Genomic DNA, 19,254 nt, shown 5'->3' with positions numbered 1-19,254 from the left:
ATCTGAAAATGATAGGGGCGGTTTTTTTATATCTGAATAAAAGGAGGGGATGTATATGCCGGAAGATCTGAGAAAAGAAAAAGGCGATAAATCCGCTGTATCGAAAGAGATTCTGGAGAATTATGAGTTGCAGAAGCAGCGTTATCTGCAGGCAGGTTATAAAGAAACGCAGGAGACAATCTCTATTAAGCAGGCGAATGTCATGGCATTTGTGACGGCAGGTCCGTTTGTTCTCGTGGAACTCATTGTGTGGATAAAGTTAGGAAATATTTTTTCAGCAGACTTTTCAATGTGGGATATTACCTGCTATGTAGTCTTGTTTATGCTGTGTATATTCATTCATGAACTTCTGCATGGCATAGGCTGGATGGTCTGGGGAAAACAGGGCTTTAAAAGCATACATCTGGGAATCATGCAGGAATATATGAACCCCTACTGTCACTGTAAGGAGCCGCTTAAGCCAGTGCATTATCTGATTGGCTGCGCTGCACCGTTTTTAGTTTTGGGAATCGGTTTCTTTATTGCAGCAATTATATCAGGAAGCCCGATGCTTTTGGTACTTAGCGTAAGTAATGTCTCAAGCGCCGGCGGCGATACAATGATTATGAATATGCTGGCAAAATATCTGGGCAGGAAGGACTGTTATATTTTGGACCATCCTGAGAAGTGTGGTTTTGTGGCATTTTTAAAGTAAGTATGACAGAAGAAAGAGAGGCTGCCTTTTGCGTATGCTAAAGGACGCCCCTGACGGGGCAGGTAGATATCGTTTCATTATGTATACCCAAGGGCATACCGTAAAGCATACCCTTCGGGTGGGTGGACTACGTCCAGCAAGGTATACCCAAGGGCACACCGTAAAGCATACCCTTCGGGTGGGTGGACTACGTCCAGCAAGGTATAAAAAGAAAGGAAGATATTAGTATGGGAATTTATGAAGAACTAAAGGCAAGAGGATTGATTGCACAGGTCACAGACGAAGATGAAATCAGAGAGCTGATTAACAACGGAAAGGCAGTATTTTACATCGGCTTTGACCCTACGGCGGACAGCCTTCATGTAGGACATTTTATGACATTGTGTCTGATGAAGCGTCTTCAGGAGGCGGGAAATAAGCCTATTGCCCTCATTGGAGGAGGTACGGCGATGGTAGGCGACCCATCCGGAAGAACGGACATGCGCCAGATGATGACAGAGGAGACAATCCAGCACAACTGTGAATGTTTTAAGAAGCAAATGAGCCGTTTCATCGATTTTTCAGAAGGAAAGGCGATAATGGTCAACAACGCAGACTGGCTGAATGATTTGAACTACATCGAGGTGCTGCGGGAGGTTGGCGCCCATTTTAGTGTGAACCGTATGCTGGCCGCGGAATGTTACAAGCAAAGGATGGAGAAGGGATTAAGCTTCCTAGAATTTAACTACATGATTATGCAGAGCTACGATTTCTACGCACTGTTCCAAAAATACGGCTGTAACCTTCAGTTTGGCGGCGATGACCAGTGGAGTAATATGTTAGGGGGAACTGAACTGATTCGCCGTAAACTGGGAAAAAATGCATGCGCTATGACCATTACTCTGCTTCTGAATTCCGAGGGAAACAAGATGGGCAAGACGCAGAAGGGTGCGGTATGGCTTGACGCGGACAAAACTTCCCCATTTGAGTTCTATCAGTACTGGCGAAATGTGGCTGACGCCGATGTCTTAAAATGTATCCGTATGCTGACCTTCCTTCCCCTTGAGGAGATTGACAAGATGGCTTCCTGGGAAGGGGCTCAGTTGAACCAGGCCAAAGAAATCCTTGCGTTTGAACTGACCAGGATGGTCCATGGTGAGGAGGAAGCGCAGAAGGCGCAGGCTGCGGCGAAGGCACTGTTTAGCCAAGGTGCTGCGGCAGATATGCCTTGCGCAGAGCTTACCGAAGGCGAGCTTACGGATGGTAAAATCGACATTCTGACAATGCTGACAGTATCAGGTCTGGTTTCCAGTAAGTCAGACGCCCGCCGTGCAGTAACCCAGGGAGGTGTATCAGTTGATGGAGAAAAAATCAGCGATATTCATACGGAATTTTCGGCAGAGGACTTGTCGGGAGAGGGAGTCGTGCTGAAAAAGGGTAAGAAGAACTTTAGGAAAGTAGTTATAAAATAGTGATTTAGGGGCGTGGCTGAATTTATTTTGCCGTGCCCCTGATTTGTGCAGAGGAAAGTCTAATATGCTCGGCGTACTATGCCTGATTATTTTTGAGACTGTTACGCAATATGCGTTGCTGATCTCACTCTGACAGTGTGCTCACAGTAACGGCATCCAACCCATTGAACGTTGTCTGAGGGCAAGGGGACGGATTCCCGCCCCATCACTATTATGGAAAGATGTCATGCAGCAAGTGCGCGACAAGGTGTAAACCAGTAACCAATATGCACAATGAATATAGAAATTTTTTAGAAATATATGGCAGAAAGATGAAAATCGTAGTATATTACCTTATAAGTAAGGTAATAAGGAGGCGGGGAAGGGTGGAGAGAAAATTACGTACCATCACACGGATCATGGCGGCGGTGCTTGTAGTGTTGATTATTGTGCTTGCAGCCGTGATTTATTTTAAAATGAAGGACAGTGACAAGAAAGATTCCGACGATGCCAAGAGTAAAGCGAAGTCAGAGCAGACAGCCGACGGTGAGCCGGCTTCGGATGTTCCTGTTGACATGCCGTTAATTCCGAATATGGAAGCAGGGGCTATTGTTGACAGAGCTTTGGTAGACATGGGACAGCTTGATCAGTATTTTGTTGCAAATGAGATTAGCGAAGATATTTTCCAATTTATTAATGGTATGTCTTATGTGGAGAATCCGAACATCAGTCGAGAGCAGCTACGCTATATCAAGGTGCTTCACTATAATTTTAACCATGAGGTACAGGTGGGCGAGCTGATTGTGAATGCAAACATAGCGGAGGATGTAAGGAATATTTTCCGTGAACTGTTTGAGCAGGAGTATGAGATACAATCTATGTACCTAATCGAGCGTTTCTGGACAGGGGACGGCAGCTCATCGGATCGGAGTTCTATTGAAAATAACAATACGTCGGCATTTAACTACAGGACTATTGCAGGAACGGACCAACTGTCGAACCATGCCCTGGGATATGCAATCGACATTAATCCTCTCCAGAATCCTTATGTGGCGTACAATGCAGATGGAAGCTTCAGAGAAATCTATCCGGAGATGGAACGGTTTATCGACAGGGCAAACGGAGAGCCGCATATGATTGGGCATGAGGATGTCTGCTATCAGATTTTTACCAGGTATGGCTTTACATGGGGCGGGGATTGGACAGACCCTATCGATTATCAGCATTTTGAGAAGAATTTGGGGTAAAATTCTGCTGATAAAATAGAAGAAAATGGTTGACACACGCGGCACCGTATAATATAATTTAACAGTATGACAAAAAGAGAAACAGTGAGGAACCAAAGCCCCGGAGCCTTATTGATTTCGATACCATAATATGCGTAAGAATTGCCTTGGGCAGATTGTCTTCGTATAATTATCATGAATATGTTAATGTTTCACAGGAGGTAGACCGATGAAAACTTATATGGCGAATCCAGATAAGATTGAAAGAAAATGGTATGTAGTTGATGCTGCGGGATGTACGTTGGGTCGTCTCACATCAGAAGTGGCTAAGATTTTAAGAGGTAAGAATAAGCCGGAATTTACTCCGCATATTGATACCGGCGATTATGTAGTAATTGTCAATGCTGAAAAGATTAAGGTAACAGGCAAGAAGATGGAGCAGAAGATCTATTACCATCACTCTGACTATGTAGGAGGCATGAAGGAGACTACATTGGCAGAGATGATGGACAAGAAGCCTGAGAAAGTGATTGAACTTGCTGTTAAGGGTATGCTTCCAAAAGGACCTTTGGGAAGATCCATGATCAAGAAGCTTCATGTATATGCCGGACCAGAGCATAATCAGCAGGCTCAGAAGCCGGTTGAACTGAAACTGTAAGAGAAGGTTGAGAGGAGGATATTAAAGTGGCTAATGCAAGATTCTACGGAACAGGAAGAAGAAAAAAATCAATCGCAAGAGTGTATTTAGTACCAGGAACAGGTAAGGTTACGATAAATAAAAGAGATATCGATGATTATCTCGGATTAGAGACATTGAAGGTTGTTGTTCGTCAGCCGCTGGTTGCAACAGAGACAGACGGCAAGTTTGACGTTATTGTTAATGTAAAGGGCGGCGGATATACAGGACAGGCAGGCGCAATCCGTCATGGTATCGCAAGAGCGCTTCTTCAGGCAGATGCAGATTACAGGCCGGTGCTTAAGAAGGCAGGATATTTGACACGTGATCCACGTATGAAAGAGCGTAAGAAATACGGCCTCAAGGCGGCTCGTCGCGCTCCGCAGTTCAGCAAGCGATAATTCAAGCGAATATTGCAAAAGAGAGACATTCCCCGGAAACAGCGCGTTTCCGGGGTTTTCTTGTATTCTGAAATTCTTATGAGACAGCACAAAATCACACAAAATTCCAACGGTAAGTAACAAGTAAGTAACAGGTAAGTGACAAATGAGAAAATCTTTTTCTTGTGTCGTGCGCACGACAATGTTATAATGCAAAAAAACAGGAAAAGAGGCGGTATCAGTGAACCGGACAGAGTATAAGAACCAACACGCAAAAGAGCATTACGACCGGATAAATTTCAGAATACCAATAGGGGAAAAAGAAAGAATACGGGCAGCAGCATCCGCAATCGGGATGTCGGTCAACGAATATCTCTATGCACTGATATGTAATGACCTTGCATCCGGGGAAAGTAAGTTCGGGAAGAAAAAGCAGGGATTCAATGAGGAGCAGCGTCGCATGTTGGAAAAGTGGCAAGTTCCGAAAAAATATTATGATATGATTGAGGATATGTCCTATTCAAAGGAGGAGGGATATTTCATATATCTCAAGGATGGATTCATAAATGATGTGACTGGCAGCAGGAGCATCCATTGTGAAAAGACTTCCGAGGTTCGGCGGGTAATTGGAAAGACACATAAAAAATAAAAGATTGTAGAACATAAGAAAATATGATAAAATACGACATGACAACCGTGTTGCAGGGTGGGCTGACCTCTCATTTTTATAGAATGGGGTGATGCCTATGAAAAATCATTTTGATTTTAAGGACATTATGACCTTTGGTCTGTTCCTTTTGGCGTTGCTTACATTCGTTTTTACGTTTTGTAAGTAGGTCTACATAGAAAAACCACCCCAAAACTTTGACCGAGTGCAAGGGTGGATTTTTCTATCTTTATTCATTTGGTCAACCCACCTTGTGGGCGGTTGTCTTTTTGTATTTATAATATACCATAAGAAGGCGGAGAGTTCAAGGGTAAAATCGTTTGTGGGATAGTGTGAGGCGATATGAGATAATGTGAGAACATACAATAGGCAGGCTTGAACCTGCCTGTTGTCATATCTTGTTGATTGCGTCGATTAGTTCCTCAATTTCAAAGTGGGTATATACAACCTCCGTCGCACTCTGCCCTTTATGACCGACAATTTTTTTGATGACCTTATCATCGACACCTGCGACGGTCAGCATTGAAATGCAGGTGTGCCGGGTGAAGTGTGGCGTGTGGTCGATGTTTAGAACCTCAACCAAAGAAGACCAGTACGAATCATAATAATTACGGTATATGAAATGTCCGCCGTCCGGGGTGCAGAGGAGGTATTCACATTTGCTATGTACATATCAGTATTCAAAAAATAGGAGAACCTTGTCAGCAATCGGAACAACACGGATTCCGGCTGCGGTTTTCGCCTAGACGATATTGAAATAGCGTTCCTCAAGGTTGACATGTTCTTTCTTTAGGTCGAGCAGTTCCGAGATACGGCATCCGGAATATATCAACATGAGGATGTAAATATCTGAAAAAGTAAGGAGGACGAAATCATGTTATACTATTTAGGCAAGGGAACGGAGTTCAAGAAAGAGGAGTGCAAAGAATAAAAGACATTAAAAAATGTACTGGCAGCAGCGAAAGACGAGGTTCTCACCGTATGGGATGAAAACGGAGTGGTCGTCGGTGGCTTGACTGACAATGAAGATGGTGAGGACGATTGACGACCACTATCTCTCTGGACTGTCTGAACACGTTCAGTTTGAACAGTTGTAAAATCCGGAAAAAGTATTACAAAAATCATGATTCCGATGTATAATAAAACAATAGCGGAGCATATGAGACTTTTCCGGTAATAAACAGGTAATAAACAAATGCCTTGAAAATGCCGGAAAATAAGGGTTTGAAACTATGTAAGAGTTAAATTTTATCAAAACGGCTCAAAAAGCCCGGAAAATCAAATGTTTACGGTTAGAGGGAAGTAATTTCGGATTAGGCGGTATAGCCCCAATTACAGGGGCTGTACCGTCTTTTCGAGTTCCTATGCGCCTTGCCGTTTCGGTTGCGTGGCAGAAAGGAAATTGATTTCCCCTACAAAGTTGAAAACAATATCTACTTTCTGTACTCGTTTCCCGTCCACCTTTTCCGGTGCATGGACTATGATTTTCTTGATAAATTCATTGACGATTGCGGGAGTGAGTTCCTTTATCCCCACATACTTGCGGATAATTGCGGCGAAGCTGTCAAAATCGCTCTTGTTCTGTTCGTAGGTATCCACTTCCTGCTGGTCTGCCTTGACCTTTTCTTCCAGTTCCCGCTGTTCCGCTTCATATTCTGCGGACAGCTTCCTCGCCTGTCCGACCTCACGTTTCCTGCGCTTCATTTCCTTTTCTGTTTCAGCGGAGCGTTGATGATACATCATTTCATGGAAAGCCATGATGTCATCAAAGAAAAGGGCAGTCACGTCAAATATCCTGCTCCATACGATTTGCTTCAACACTTCCTCGCGGATAAAGTGAGCCGTACAGCTTCCCGTATTGCTCTTGTACTTTGCACAGCGGTAATGGTCTTGTGAACCGTTAAAACTTTTACAAGTAGCGAAATGTAGCTTACTCCCACAGTCCGCACAATATACCAAGCCGGAAAATAAACCTTGCCGCTCTGCCTTTGTGGGGCGGCGTTTGTTTGCCCTTAGTTCCTGCACCCGTTCAAAAACGGCGTCCTCTACAATCGCTTCATGGGTATTGAAAAAGATAGCCTGCTGCTCCTTTGTGGTTGGAATCCGCTTTTTCAATTTGTGGGATTTGGAATAGCTTTTGAAATTTACGGTATGTCCGCAGTAGTCCATACGCTCCAAAATACCAACAATGGTACTATCCCTCCAATCATAGGGATTTTCGGAAAAAGCTTTTCCCTTTTTCTTTGCGTAGTGGGCTTTGGCAGTCAGTACCTTATCTTCTTTGAGGATTTTTGCTATCTGCATGGGACCTTTCCCACCGATACATAAATCAAAAATCCGTTTCACCACAGCGGCGGCTTCCTCGTCTACAATCCATTGCTTTTTGTCCGTAGGGCTTACTATGTAGCCATAGGGCGGCTTTGTCAGGTGTTCCCCCGCCTGTCCTTGCGCCCGTTTGATTGCCCGCACCTTTTTGCTTGTGTCTTTAGCATAAAAATCGTTGAACCAGTTCCGCAGAGGGGTAAACTCGTTATCTTCCCTTGCTGTGTCTACACCGTCGTTAATGGCAATGTAGCGCACTTCGTATTCGGGAAAGACAATCTCTATCAGCTCCCGGTTTTCAGATAATTACGTCCCAGACGGGAAAGGTCTTTTGTTATGACGGTCGCCACGTTTCCGGCTTCAACTTCATGCAGCATGGCTTGAAGCCCCTCACGCTCAAAGCTCACGCCGGAAAATCCGTCGTCTACGAAAAAGCGCGTATTGAAAAAGTGGTGTTCGTCAGCGTACTTTTGTAAAATCAGCTTTTGGTTCTGTATGCTCTCGCTTTCCCCGGCTTGCATATCTTCCTGGCTCAATCTGCAATATAAAGCGGTAATCTTGTCTGTCTGTAACATTTTGTCCTCCTTTCCGACGACAGACAAGCATGGTATTTGTACTGTCTATATTATACCACATACCGCTGCCTGTGTCATGTATAAAATGTGAAGAAACGCCCTATTTTCGGGCGTTTGTGGGGTTCAGCTCCATGTCTTTGCGAATGAGCTTTTTTATCTTTTTATCCAGTGTGTCCGTCGCGCGTTCACTTGCGGACGAACATACAAGGTAAGTAACTTTTCCTATTTTATGCTCCGTTGTGGTAACGGGCGTTTGGTTTTGCGTCAAAGAAAATCCCCCTTTCTTTCGCAAACATATAATACAGTCTATGAATAGCAGCAAGTCCACTATTCAATAAATCAAAGGCTTTAATCGGACGGTTATCAGCATAACCTCATGGGAATTGCACCCCGCATGGTTCTCATGCAGCCCTACCCATTGCCTGCGACGCTCTTAACGCTCGGACTGTGGCTGTAAGGAAGTATCATTGTATATTCTGCGTGTCGTCGCCCGCAAGCCGCTACACTTGCTTTCCGGCGCGGTGTTGGTCGCTCGGCTGTCCGGGCGGGGATAACCTCACCCGGATAGCGTCATGGCGCACCCGCCGTATGGCTCGGCGCAAAAGGAACGTATCCGATTTGCCCTATGCTGCGCCGCCGTTATCTTGCGCCGCTTTCTTTTTCAAGGTTCAAAATGGCTGTGCTGCCGCGTCAGCAGCGGAACGGAAAAGGGGGTTAGAGAAAGCGTCCCGCCGCTGCGGTTATTCCTCTGCCTTAAAGGTGAGGACAGCCATCATCAGTTTTGCTTGCAGCCGTTCCCGAATGTCGTGGTCTACGCCGAAATAGACGTTCCCGCGCTCGTCGTACAGCTTCCGCATGGAAAGGCGGGCTATGTAGCCGCTGAAATGCTGCAAGACAATCTTCATGGCGTCCGGGTCGCCCTTTGTCGCTGCCACAATGACAGGATAGGGAACAAGGGCGTTTTCCGGGTAGCCGGGTTCGTTACCATTCGTCCCATTCATCAGCATTTTCCTCCAGATATTTTCTTAGCAGCTCAAAAGAGCTTGTCCGCCTGTACTGTATCGTGCTTCTCGACGTATTGAACAGTTCTGCAATCTCGGTATCGTTCATTCCCTCGAAGTAATACAGCAATATGGCTTTGCGCTTTTCTTCCGGCAAAGTACGGATTGCTTCAAGAAGCAGCTTTGGCGTGATTTTCTTCCCGGCTTTCTCAAAGGCGGTTTCGGCAGTTTCCCGTTTGAAATATTCATCAAACGTATGAAGCTGTCGCGCTTCGTCTAAGGTCATGTCGGAAAAGGTCACTTCCTTTGCCTTGTGTCTGCGAAGCTCTCTATGAGTGTCGCACGCTTCATTGTGCAATACCGTATTACAAAACTTCTGAAAAGCACACTGTTTGTAAAACTCCCTGCTGTTAGGTTCCACATTCTCACCTCCTTTCTCGTTGGAAAGTTGGTGGTGCTTCCCCCTTTTCGCGGGGCAATACGGCGTTTTTCAAAAACGCCGAAGATTTTTTGAAATTTCTTCAAAAATTTTTTGAACGTACAAAATGCGCCCGTCCGAAAAGCCCGGACGGGCGCATAGGCATTGTAAGCAGTATTCAGATGATTAGACAGTTCATATATATAAGCGTAGTTTCCCCCGGTGGTGGGCGGGCTTTTTTTGATAAGTCAATAACTGTCGGATTTTGTCGATATGCTTTTTGCTTCATGGCGGCTACCTCCTTTAGCCGCCGATTTCAACAGTGATACCGCGTCATTCCTTGAGAAGATAAAGAAACGGCGGATTTGATATTTCAAAACCGCCGATAGATTAGATATTGCGTAAAAAGGCATACAAAAACATCTGCTCCTCTAACGGTTTTTTTCTTTCCCCGTTAAGGGAGCAGATAATATTATTTAAGGATTGTGTACAGTTCAAAAAAACTTTCCTCTAAAGATACCTACTTCTTTAGTTGGTAGAAGTCATAAAATGCAGCGTGTTTAGTAATAAGTTCTTCAAATGTGCCATGTTCAATTATTTTTCCGTCTGCCATAAATACAATTTCGTCATAGAGTGTAAGAATATCGCTGCTCATATTATGAGTGATAGTAAGTAGCGTTAAATCAGATATTGCCAATAGCCTACTTTCAATATCATACGCAGTTTGCATATCAATAGCAGACGTACCCTCGTCTAAAATCAACAGTGGCTTCTTGCGAATTAAAGCTCTTGCTACGGCAATTCTTTGTTTCTGTCCGCCGGAAAGGTTATCTCCATTTTCTCCAACGTGATATTTAAGTCCGTTTGGTACTTGCTCAATAAACTGTGATAAACCACTATCAGACAATACGGATTGCAATTCTTCTTTACTGAAATCTTCGTGTAGGCAAATATTATCAAAAATGCTCTCATCAAACATATAAACATTCTGATGAATGACCGACGATAGCGCAGTTATTTTATCAATATCCAAAACGGAAAGACTATCTGTGTCATATAGTACATTACCTTTGAAATTAGAGTAATATCCGGCAATCAACTTAATAAACGTAGACTTTCCACACCCACTTTTACCGACAAAAGCATATTTTTTTCCTTTATCAATGGATAGTGAAATACCGTTTATGACTTCGTTTTCTTTATCATAGGAAAAATGCAAATCATCTACATAAATCATTTTTTTGAAAGAGGGTGGTTTTTTCGTATTTGTGTCCTGTTCTTTGTAATCTGAAAGGTTATTTAACTTCTGTGTAATTGGTTTTATACTCTTGATTTTTGGAATATTGCTAAAAATAATCAGTAATGGATTTGCAAGGTTACTGCTTACCTGTACCATGCCTAACAAGGCTCCTGCACTGATACGACCAATAATAATGAAGTATGCAGAAAGAAAAACAACAACCACTTGAACAAGAAGCGCAAGCACCATAGAAACCGCTTCATTTGCTGCAATCGCCTTGTCAACAGAATATTTTGCTTTTATAGTGTCCTCGTTACTTATTTCAAATCGTGAGAGGACATATTTTTTCATTCGATAAGACTTGATAACCTCAAAACCGGATAACAGGTCTTTTACATGGTTTGTAAAATCGGATAGCATATCAGAATATTTATCCTGTCGTTTGGAGAGTAGTCCTCCGAATAGACTGGGTACAATAAGCATGATAGCGATTGCGATAATCACGCAGACTGTAACGATAATGTCAAAATAAATCATTACAGCAAGGGAAGCTATAAAAATAATCGTATATTGGATAACTTGCAACAGGGGAAGTAAATAGTTATCTTCAATCATTTTTACATCATTCGTAATTGCGGATAAATAATCAGCAGTATTATTTTTAGAGTAGTCCTCTATCGTGTGCCGTTCAATTCCTATAAAGGTTTTAGAACGGACAGCTTTCATAATTTTACAGACAAATTTTTTTGCTAAACAAAGATTGTAGGTACATGAATACTCCCATAAGTGCAAAGTAGGCTAAAGAAAAGAGTAGTATTCTGATAAAGCCGTCCATATCGCCCATATCTACAATATCCATAACTTGTTGCAATAAGATAGCAATAAATACATAAGATAGAGAACTGATTGCAGTAAATAATATGGTAAGAAAAAGCAAAAATTTGTATTGTTTTAAGTATCGTATCATATAGCGGTGTCCTCCTATTTTCTGTTAAAAAGTAAATCGCAGGCAAGTCCTACTGCCCCTAAACCAAACAGACAGGTGGCGGCTGATTTATAGCCTTTTTCGGATAAATGTGCAGCCCCTATCATCAGACCCATTTCTGCCGCAGCAGATATAGACTTAGATACAATGCGGAATGACCGCTTTTTCCATGCTTCATTTGCGACAACTTCAATTTTGTTTGCAGCATTTTCGATTTTTTGGTCTAAATTTGACATAGTATTCTCCTTTCATACATTAAGACGGTATGTATCTGTCGAAAAATAATACCTTACGAATGAATGTATAGTTTGAAAATAAAACTGCCTTTTGCAAGGCAATTTTATCTATTCGCCTACGTTTAAGTGTTCAAAGTAATTCTGTGCCATATCGAAAATTTCATCATCAATAATCGGCAAGTTCATACTATCTAACAAATATTTAATAAATGCAAACTTTGAAAGCAGTTCTTCCGGGGTTGCAGGATAGACAGAGGGAATTAACCAAAAATTTGTAAGTAATGGCAAAAGTTCAGATAGTTCTTTTGCATACTCGGTTTGGATAGAGCCGTCCTCTATTCCCTCTTGAATAAGTTGCAACCAAAGAGGGGCAATCAATTTCCTGTTTGTATCAGCCAGTTCAGCCAACAAGCGGGGATTTTTCAAAAGAGGAATACTCTGTTTTCCAAGTTCAGTCCTATCATTATCTGCATGGTTTAACTTAATGACTTCACGCATTTTTTCTAAACCATTTAGGTTCTTCTGATTTTGTACGGTAACAAATGGATTGTTGTCAAAAAAGAGTTTCCCCCCTAATGCGTCAATAATTTCCTCTTTCGATTTGAAATGATGATAAATTGCTCCTTTAGTCAATCCACCAAGTTCATTTACAATATCTTGAATAGTTGTATTGTCGTACCCTTTTTCCATGAATAACCGCTGTGACACTTCTAATATCTTTTCAACGGTTATTTCAGGATATTTATTACGCGCCATGTATCTACCACCTCCCATTTCATTCGTTTGGTATGTATTATATTCTTTTTGCGTCTGCTTGTCAAGATACATTCAGACGGTATTTAATTGTAAAGCAGAATAATATGTTTTATTTTGGCTAACTAATAGAACTGTGTAGGCATATCCAAAAGCAAAGGTGAACAGTAGAATGTAATAGGGTGAATAATTATGGCAAAAAGACCAGTACCAAAATACGACTTCAAGGCTTTTGGGGCAGCGATAAAGGCAGCGCGTGAGGGGCGCAAGGAGAGCCGCAAGAAAGTAGGCGACGAAATGTTTATCTCACCGCGCTATCTTGCGAACATTGAGAACAAGGGGCAACACCCAAGTTTACAGATATTTTTGAGCTGATACAGCGTTACCATATATCCGTAGACCAATTCCTGTTAGACACGCCCGCCGCAAAGGATACAAAGCGGCGGCAGCTTGACGCGCTCCTTGACGGTATGAGCGATACGGGCATACGGATTGTGACCGCAACAGCAAAAGAGATTTCCGAAGTCGAAAAAGAGGGCGAATAGGAATGTCCGGCTTAAAACTGAACAGGATTTAGAGAGCGTTGTAATCTTTTTTGAGATTGCAGCGTTTTTCTTTTGTGGAAGTTTGGCAAAATCGCTTTTTCTCCGTAGTAGAGGATAAGAGCCTAAAGGATAAAAACATTCGTAGCAAGCATAGGAAGCGGGTACCCACTTCCGTATTTTCCCCCTCCCGCGCTGCGGCGCGTCGGTTGAAAATGGCTTGTTGGGAAGTGTCCCAAACCCTCGGAACGGAAAGGAAAGGAGCGAATACATGGACGGACGGAAAAGGACGGTGCAAATCAAATTCAGAGTGACGGAAGCGGAACGGGATTTAATACTGGAAAAAATGAAGCTCGTACCCACCCGGAACATGGCGGCATATCTGCGGAAGATTGCCATTGACGGGTACATCATTCAGATAGACCATAGCGACATTAAGGCAATGACCGCAGAGATACAGAAAATCGGTGTCAACGTCAACCAGATAGCACGCCGCGTAAACGCGACGGGGAACGCATACCAAGAGGACATAGAGGAAATAAAGGGGGTGCTTGCGGAGATATGGCGGTTACAAAGATTAAGCCTATTAAAAGCACTCTAAGCAAAGCCCTTGACTATATCGAAAACCCGGACAAGACAGACGGGAAAATGCTTGTGTCCTCTTTCGGCTGCTCCTATGAAACGGCAGATATTGAGTTTGAATATACCTTGTCCCAAGCACTCCAAAAGGGGAACAATTTAGCCTTTCATCTGATACAGTCCTTTGAGCCGGGGGAAGTAGATTATCAGAAAGCCCATGAAATCGGAAAGCAGCTTGCCGACGCGGTAACAAAGGGGCAGCATGAATATGTACTCACGACGCACATTGACAAAGGACACGTCCACAATCACATTATTTTCTGCGCCGTAAATTTCGTAGACCACCACAAATACAATTCCAACAAAAGGAGCTATTACGGCATACGGAACATGAGCGACAAGCTGTGCCGGGAGAATGGCTTGTCCGTCGGCGTTCCCGGCAAGGGCAGCAAGGGAAAGAGCTATGCGGAGTACCAGGCAGAAAAGACGGGTACCAGTTGGAAAGGCAAACTGAAAACCGCCCTTGACGCGCTTATCCCCCAAGTTTCCAGTTTTGAGGAATTGCTAACGCGGTTACAGGCGGCGGGCTATGAGATAAAGCCGGGGAAATATGTGTCATGCCGCGCCCCGGACAGGAACGCTTCACACGCCTTAAAACCCTCGGCGCAGACTATACAGAGGAAGCCATAAGGGAACGGATAGCGGGCAGACGGACAAAAGCGGTGAAAGCTCCCAGAGAACAGCGCGGCGTGTCGCTGCTTATCGACATTGAGAACAGTATCAAGGCGGCGCAGAGTAAGGGCTATGAACAGTGGGCGAAAATCCATAATCTGAAACAGGCAGCGAAAACAATGAATTTCTTGACGGAACATAAGATTGAGCAGTACGCAGATTTAGTCAGCCGGATAGAGGAAATGGCAGCGGAAAGCGGACAGGCGGCAGACGCATTGAAGAACGCCGAAAAGCGGCTTGCGGAAATGGCGGTGCTTATCAAGAATGTTTCCACCTACCAAAAGACAAAGCCCGTCTATGACGCATACCGCAAGGCAAGGAACAGGGAGAAATACCGCGCCAGACAGGAACAGGCAATTATCCTCCATGAAGCCGCCGCAAGGTCGCTGAAAGCGGCGGGCATTGCAAAGCTCCCGAACCTCGCCGCGCTGCAATCGGAGTATGAAGCCCTCCAAGCGCAGAAAGAAGCCCTTTACGCCGACTATGGGAAGCTGAAAAAGAAAGTCCGGGAATATGACATTATCAAGCAGAACATTGACAGCATTTTACAGGCAGACAGACAGCCGGAACGGGAAAAAGAAACGGAACGATGATATATTTGTGTAGATTTTTTAAAAAAATTCATTATAATGATTTTAGGAAAGAGGGGTAACGTGAAAAATCAAGGAAAAAAAGTATTAAACATTTTGCGTTCACAAGTTTTTTATAATGTAATAAGTCTAATTGCACTGATTGTATCATTTTCTACACTTATTTTTACAGTATATAATCAAGTAAAATACGATAAAATCAACATAATTCTTTCAGAGGGATTTGAAAAGAATAGGATGATTGAATGTGTCATAAATGAAGATGAAGCATATTTGAATATACCTCTAATTATTACAATAACTAATAAATCAAATTTAGTACAGCCAGTAGACAGGATAGATGTTGAAATTGCTGATACCTCAAAAAGTGATTATGAATGGAATGAGATATATGAAATATCGGGTGACAAATTGTATTTACCTGTTAATATACCAGAACAATCCTCATATGCTTTTCAGTTAAATTTACATCTTCCATTAGAAGAAAAAACTTTACAAGAGATATGCGAATTGTATCTTATAAACAATCGAAGTGGAAGATATGAATTAGGCACAATAAATGATTTTGAAGAAAAACAGATGATATTAAATACTCTGAAAGCCTTTCTCTATCAGACATATTAAAAACCGTATACTACATAAATTTTTGGATGCCAAATTCAAAACATGATTATCCAGTGGTTCAATACATTTATATGTTTCCCAAATAAAAGAACAGGACGCGGAAGCCAGTATATGACTTCCGCGCCCTGTCTTTTTGTGGGTGCTGTTTTCGTGAATGTTACGCAGTAGAACGCCATTTTCGGGGGTAAAGGTATAAAGTATCGCCTTTCTGATTTTCACGCCCGGAAAGCCCTGTAAATCAAGGGATTTTCCGCGCCTACTGCGTAACAGGGGCGCGTCTTTTCCTCATGCGCTCGGCGGCTTGTCTGCGGGTGATACGTTTCCGGCAGACGGGGCAGTATTTGACGCTGTTAGAGGTTGACGCAAAGAACGCGCCGCACTCGGTACATTTCTTCTTATCCCCTGTCTGGTAAAGCTCCGCATAAAGCAGCCTGTCGGCGGGAAGCACCGCAACCCGGAACCACTTGCAGAGAAGCGAATAGGAAATGAGCTGCGGACATACGCACTCGTCCCCGTCGTCCAGTAAGATACAGTTCCCGTTATCATAATTGCAGCACGTCCGGCGCACAAGGGCGTTTACTTTCCGGCTTTGGGGCGGCGTCAGCCGCTTAACCCCACTCATGCTTCATCAGCGGCGTAAATGGGAAGCTCTGCAAATTCCGCTTCGGTCAAAGCGTCCACTTTGGAAAGGGTGCGCTTTGCAAGCTCCCGCATATCCGCGTCCATGTAGGGCAGCGCGCGTTGACGTTCATCAATCAAAGCCCGCTTGCCGCCCTCTTGTAAATGCTCAAAAGGTTTGTTTCTTCAACAGTCAGTCTAATCATGCTCATACCTCCATATCGTGATTTTTGTTTTCGCCACCGCCTTTTTCGGGGCGGTCTTTGCCTTGTCCGTTTTAATCTGCGCCCGGATAGAGGGGCGGGGCTTCCTTATCTCTCTGTCCCGGTTCTCCCCCTTGTCAATTAGCGCATACGTCCCATGTCTGCCCTCGATTTTGGAAAAGGAAAGTGTCTTGTAGGGCAGCATGGAGAAAAGGCGGTCAGTGTCCTTTGTCCCCAAGCCGCATGAACGCCGGGGAAAGCTCTGCCATGAAATGGGTCTTGTTCGGGCTGTTCGGCTCGTCGTGCCGCTTCATTTCCCGCACAATGCGCCGCGCTTCCGTTTCAATCAGCCCGTCCCGCAAGGCTGTGATATGCGCCTTGAAGTCCCCCGGCGAAAGCTGCTCCCGGCTGCGCCGTTCTTCCTGTAAAATAGATTGCAGCGCGTCCGGGTCGTTGGGTAGGGCTTCAAAGCGTTCAAACTTCCCAAGCTGCGGGTCTGGGTTCCGTTGAAGAACCGTCCGGCTTCCTGTATCTCCCTTTCCCCATGCTCATAAATCAGCTTCACCGTATCGGCGGGCAGCTCCTTTTCCTTGACACGCTCATAATGTTTAGCGTAGTCCAGTTCGTACAGATTGCCCTTGATTTTCCCGCGCTCCTTTCCCGTCAGCTCGATTGCATAGGCAAGAACGCGGTCGCTTGTCTGCTCCATGTAGAAACGCCATGTGTTGTGGGGCGCGGTGTCTTTGAGGAAAACGTCGCGCTCCCGGAAACAGTGCGTCCCGGACGGGCGGCAGAACCACAAAAGGGTCTTGTCCTCCCTGTGGGGGCTTGCCGCCGCCTTTGCGATAATCTCTTTGTCAATGTCTAAGTCGCTCTGGTAAAAGCCTGTGTTCTGCTTCATAATCGCTTCAAGGGAAGCGAACAAATCCACGTTTTCAAATTTGCTCTGTTCCGGCATGGGTCAGCTCCTTTCCAAGTCCTGTGACTTCTGCTTTGCGTTTTTCTTCTGTGCCTTTTCCTTGTCGGCTCTAAGCTGCGCCCGGATAGAGGGCTTCTTTTCCGGCTTCGCTCCCTTGCCGCGCTCCTTGTCGGCTTTGACAGCGTTAGCCAGGTCAACAAGGGAAATCTGCTCGCCCGCCTTTACCTTTGCTTCCAGTTCGTCAACGGTGGGGGTGTTGTTGATGATACCGTCAATCATGTTCCCGTTCTGCTCTGTGGTCTGCTCGGCGGTTTTCAAGGGATTGTCCCGCTGCGCCTGTTCTGCGGCAACGGCAAACGCCCGCGTCCCATTCCCCATAATCAGATACTTTCCGTCGTCCGACTGGTGGTGAAAGCCATATCCGGCGGCTTCTATCTGCTCCCGGCTCATGGCGGTTACATGGAAAGTCCCTCTCGGTGTTTTGACAGTTTCGCCCGTTTCCAAGTCGTCCGGGGTAAGCTGCTTTTGCTCCTGTAAAAACTCCGGCACTTCCCGGAAACCTACACTGTCAACGAAATGCGCCGCGTCCTGTCCGTCCTGATGAAGCACTACCACGTCCGAAACGGAAAGGCTGTGTCCCTTAAAATCTTTGGGGTGGTCGATATTGAAACGGGTGTAAATATCTTCAAGGGAAGTTTCCGGCGCAAGGGGCGCGGAATAGACAAGCTCATAGTTCGCCCTGTCAACCACATTCCCCGCCGCCTGCAGGCGGTCGTAAGGCTCAAAGCGGAAATCCCTTGTTTCGTCCCCGCCTTTTATCTGGTAAATGGAAAAGGTGTCTTTGTCCTGTCCGGCGGTCTGCGCCGTTTCCTGTGCCTTTGCGTAAAGCTGCTTTTACGTCGCCCTCGGTCAGCTCGCCGCTTTTGAGCTGCCCCATAAGCTCGCGGCATTTCTCCGGCGTTCCCGTATAAAGAACGTCGCCCATTTTCGCCCGCCCGTTCTCCTGTGTCACATAGGCTTGCAAGAGGTAGCTGTTTTCCCGGCTGTCGCTGTAAGGGTTCCGGCGCACCTTGTAAATCGTTTCCGGGGTAAAGGCTTCTTTCGGGGCGGCACCGCCTTTTCCTGTGCGCCGGATTTTCCCGTGCGGCCGCTTCGCTTCTCTTTCCCGGCTGCATCTGCCTTTGGCTGGGGCTTCCGGCTGCGGCTGCTCCGGCTCCCAACTGCCTTTCCTTTCTCTGTGGGCTGCTCTTTGACCGGCGGTCTGCTTGTTGTTCTATAACGCCCATTTTCCAGCTCTCGCAAGATTTTCGTCTATTGAATTGATAAATCTCAAGGCGGCTTGCGCTGCGTATCTGCTTTCAAGGTTTCCTGAGCTTTTCAGCTCCGCAAGTTTCTTTTGAAGTTCCTCGACTGCTAATCCACCCGGCGCCATAGCCGGATTTTAAAGAAGCCCTGTAGTCCGGTACCTGTATTCCGGTCGGTGGCCCTGCTTTTGTTGGCACCTCCGAATCAAGATAGAGGCGCCGCTTTCATAGCCCTTGACATATTCGCCGCCAGTTTCCGGTCAATGTGTCAAGCAGACTGTCAATCTTTTCATGGTACGTAGGGTCAACACGTTTTTTCTGCCGTTCCGCGATTTGTACAGCTTCGTCAATGTAGCTGCGGTATTCTGCCGTTGCGCTGCCCGGTTTGTAATCGTAAAAGCTGCTCATATCCTTTGCGCGGCGGGCGGCGGTTTCGTTGATAGAAATGGGGCGGCTTGTCCTCCTGTGCTGGTTTCCTGTAGGGCTTCGCTGCGGGTTTCCGCCTGTGTCCGCTTGTTCTCAAAGGCGATAGGAACGGGG

16 protein-coding genes, 7 pseudogenes and 1 other annotated feature (1 of these 24 cut by a window edge) are annotated in these 19,254 nt (G+C 45.1%); of the genes and pseudogenes, 10 read left to right on the top strand and 13 right to left on the bottom strand.

The window, feature by feature from the left end; all coding sequences use genetic code 11:
- Window positions 1–3: a binding site (T-box leader), on the top strand; it begins 269 nt to the left of the window's first position.
- Window positions 4–55: 52 nt separating this feature from the next.
- The 6 genes from GN277_RS19990 to GN277_RS19965 all read left to right on the top strand — a co-directional run bounded on the left by GN277_RS19990 (window position 56) and on the right by GN277_RS19965 (window position 5,055).
- Entirely contained in the window at window positions 56–694 is a 639-nt protein-coding gene (locus tag GN277_RS19990) for a DUF3267 domain-containing protein (RefSeq protein WP_159752939.1), read from the top strand.
- A 227-nt stretch (window positions 695–921) separates the two neighbouring features.
- Window positions 922–2,145, top strand: a complete 1,224-nt coding sequence (gene tyrS, locus GN277_RS19985) for a tyrosine--tRNA ligase (RefSeq protein ID WP_159752937.1) — start codon at window positions 922–924, stop codon at window positions 2,143–2,145.
- Window positions 2,146–2,510: 365 nt separating this feature from the next.
- Window positions 2,511–3,371 carry a M15 family metallopeptidase gene (locus tag GN277_RS19980; protein ID WP_244324804.1) on the top strand — a complete coding sequence of 287 codons (861 nt, stop codon included), beginning with the start codon at window positions 2,511–2,513 and terminating at the stop codon, window positions 3,369–3,371.
- Between the two features lie 208 nt (window positions 3,372–3,579).
- Window positions 3,580–4,008: a 50S ribosomal protein L13 gene (gene rplM, locus GN277_RS19975; protein WP_159752935.1), complete on the top strand. Its 429-nt coding sequence runs from the start codon at window positions 3,580–3,582 to the stop codon at window positions 4,006–4,008.
- 26 nt (window positions 4,009–4,034) lie between these two features.
- On the top strand, window positions 4,035–4,427 hold the full coding sequence (rpsI, locus tag GN277_RS19970) for a 30S ribosomal protein S9 (protein ID WP_159752933.1): 393 nt from the start codon (window positions 4,035–4,037) through the stop codon (window positions 4,425–4,427).
- A 220-nt stretch (window positions 4,428–4,647) separates the two neighbouring features.
- Window positions 4,648–5,055, top strand: a complete 408-nt coding sequence (locus GN277_RS19965) for a type II toxin-antitoxin system TacA family antitoxin (protein ID WP_159752931.1) — start codon at window positions 4,648–4,650, stop codon at window positions 5,053–5,055.
- 409 nt (window positions 5,056–5,464) lie between these two features.
- On the opposite strand, the pseudogene GN277_RS30465 reads toward GN277_RS19965, so the two are convergent.
- The 8 genes and pseudogenes from GN277_RS30465 to GN277_RS19920 all read right to left on the bottom strand — a co-directional run.
- A pseudogene (locus GN277_RS30465) lies at window positions 5,465–5,716 on the bottom strand (tyrosine-type recombinase/integrase); the annotation flags it as partial.
- 719 nt (window positions 5,717–6,435) lie between these two features.
- Window positions 6,436–7,970: pseudogene (locus GN277_RS19955) on the bottom strand (DUF4368 domain-containing protein).
- 100 nt (window positions 7,971–8,070) lie between these two features.
- Window positions 8,071–8,238: a transposon-encoded TnpW family protein gene (locus tag GN277_RS19950; RefSeq protein ID WP_244324802.1), complete on the bottom strand. Its 168-nt coding sequence runs from the start codon at window positions 8,236–8,238 to the stop codon at window positions 8,071–8,073.
- Window positions 8,239–8,710: 472 nt separating this feature from the next.
- Window positions 8,711–8,971: a helix-turn-helix domain-containing protein gene (locus GN277_RS19945; protein ID WP_002569189.1), complete on the bottom strand. Its 261-nt coding sequence runs from the start codon at window positions 8,969–8,971 to the stop codon at window positions 8,711–8,713.
- Window positions 8,952–9,392 carry an RNA polymerase sigma factor gene (locus GN277_RS19940; RefSeq protein ID WP_159752929.1) on the bottom strand — a complete coding sequence of 147 codons (441 nt, stop codon included), beginning with the start codon at window positions 9,390–9,392 and terminating at the stop codon, window positions 8,952–8,954. The genes GN277_RS19945 and GN277_RS19940 overlap by 20 nt, the downstream gene beginning before the upstream one ends.
- A 517-nt stretch (window positions 9,393–9,909) precedes the next feature.
- Window positions 9,910–11,355 carry an ABC transporter ATP-binding protein gene (locus GN277_RS19930; RefSeq protein ID WP_244324801.1) on the bottom strand — a complete coding sequence of 482 codons (1,446 nt, stop codon included), beginning with the start codon at window positions 11,353–11,355 and terminating at the stop codon, window positions 9,910–9,912.
- A gap of 255 nt (window positions 11,356–11,610) precedes the next feature.
- Window positions 11,611–11,850: a hypothetical protein gene (locus GN277_RS19925; protein WP_159752927.1), complete on the bottom strand. Its 240-nt coding sequence runs from the start codon at window positions 11,848–11,850 to the stop codon at window positions 11,611–11,613.
- A 108-nt stretch (window positions 11,851–11,958) separates the two neighbouring features.
- Window positions 11,959–12,606, bottom strand: a complete 648-nt coding sequence (locus GN277_RS19920; protein ID WP_159752925.1) for a TetR/AcrR family transcriptional regulator — start codon at window positions 12,604–12,606, stop codon at window positions 11,959–11,961.
- A gap of 189 nt (window positions 12,607–12,795) precedes the next feature.
- Here GN277_RS19920 and GN277_RS19915 point away from each other — a divergent pair.
- From GN277_RS19915 to GN277_RS19900, 4 genes and pseudogenes are all read left to right on the top strand, one after another.
- Window positions 12,796–13,148, top strand: a pseudogene (locus tag GN277_RS19915) (transcriptional regulator).
- A gap of 268 nt (window positions 13,149–13,416) precedes the next feature.
- Window positions 13,417–13,746, top strand: a complete 330-nt coding sequence (locus GN277_RS19910) for a plasmid mobilization protein (protein ID WP_004081247.1) — start codon at window positions 13,417–13,419, stop codon at window positions 13,744–13,746.
- Window positions 13,707–15,049, top strand: a pseudogene (locus tag GN277_RS19905) (relaxase/mobilization nuclease domain-containing protein). Before GN277_RS19910 ends, GN277_RS19905 begins: the two are co-directional and overlap by 40 nt.
- A 60-nt stretch (window positions 15,050–15,109) precedes the next feature.
- Window positions 15,110–15,670 (top strand): hypothetical protein, encoded by a 561-nt coding sequence (locus GN277_RS19900; RefSeq protein ID WP_159752923.1) that lies wholly within the window; start codon window positions 15,110–15,112, stop codon window positions 15,668–15,670.
- 256 nt (window positions 15,671–15,926) lie between these two features.
- Here GN277_RS19900 and GN277_RS19895 read toward each other — a convergent pair whose 3' ends face one another.
- From GN277_RS19895 to GN277_RS19870, 5 genes and pseudogenes are all read right to left on the bottom strand, one after another.
- Window positions 15,927–16,292, bottom strand: a complete 366-nt coding sequence (locus GN277_RS19895; protein WP_159752921.1) for a cysteine-rich VLP domain-containing protein — start codon at window positions 16,290–16,292, stop codon at window positions 15,927–15,929.
- Window positions 16,289–16,500 (bottom strand): annotated as a pseudogene (locus GN277_RS19890) (transposon-transfer assisting family protein). The gene GN277_RS19895 and the pseudogene GN277_RS19890 overlap by 4 nt, the downstream one beginning before the upstream one ends.
- A pseudogene (locus GN277_RS19885) lies at window positions 16,497–17,449 on the bottom strand (hypothetical protein). The pseudogenes GN277_RS19890 and GN277_RS19885 overlap by 4 nt, the downstream one beginning before the upstream one ends.
- A 3-nt stretch (window positions 17,450–17,452) precedes the next feature.
- Window positions 17,453–18,885: pseudogene (locus GN277_RS19880) on the bottom strand (YodL domain-containing protein); the annotation flags it as partial.
- 54 nt (window positions 18,886–18,939) lie between these two features.
- Window positions 18,940–19,122: a hypothetical protein gene (locus GN277_RS19870; protein ID WP_159752917.1), complete on the bottom strand. Its 183-nt coding sequence runs from the start codon at window positions 19,120–19,122 to the stop codon at window positions 18,940–18,942.
- Between the last annotated feature and the right edge of the window lie 132 nt (window positions 19,123–19,254).

The organism is Sporofaciens musculi, assembly GCF_009830285.1.
Lineage (GTDB): Bacteria > Bacillota > Clostridia > Lachnospirales > Lachnospiraceae > Sporofaciens > Sporofaciens musculi.
The sequence above is the reverse complement of the archived record's forward strand: the minus strand, read 5'-3'. Positions and strand labels throughout refer to the sequence as shown.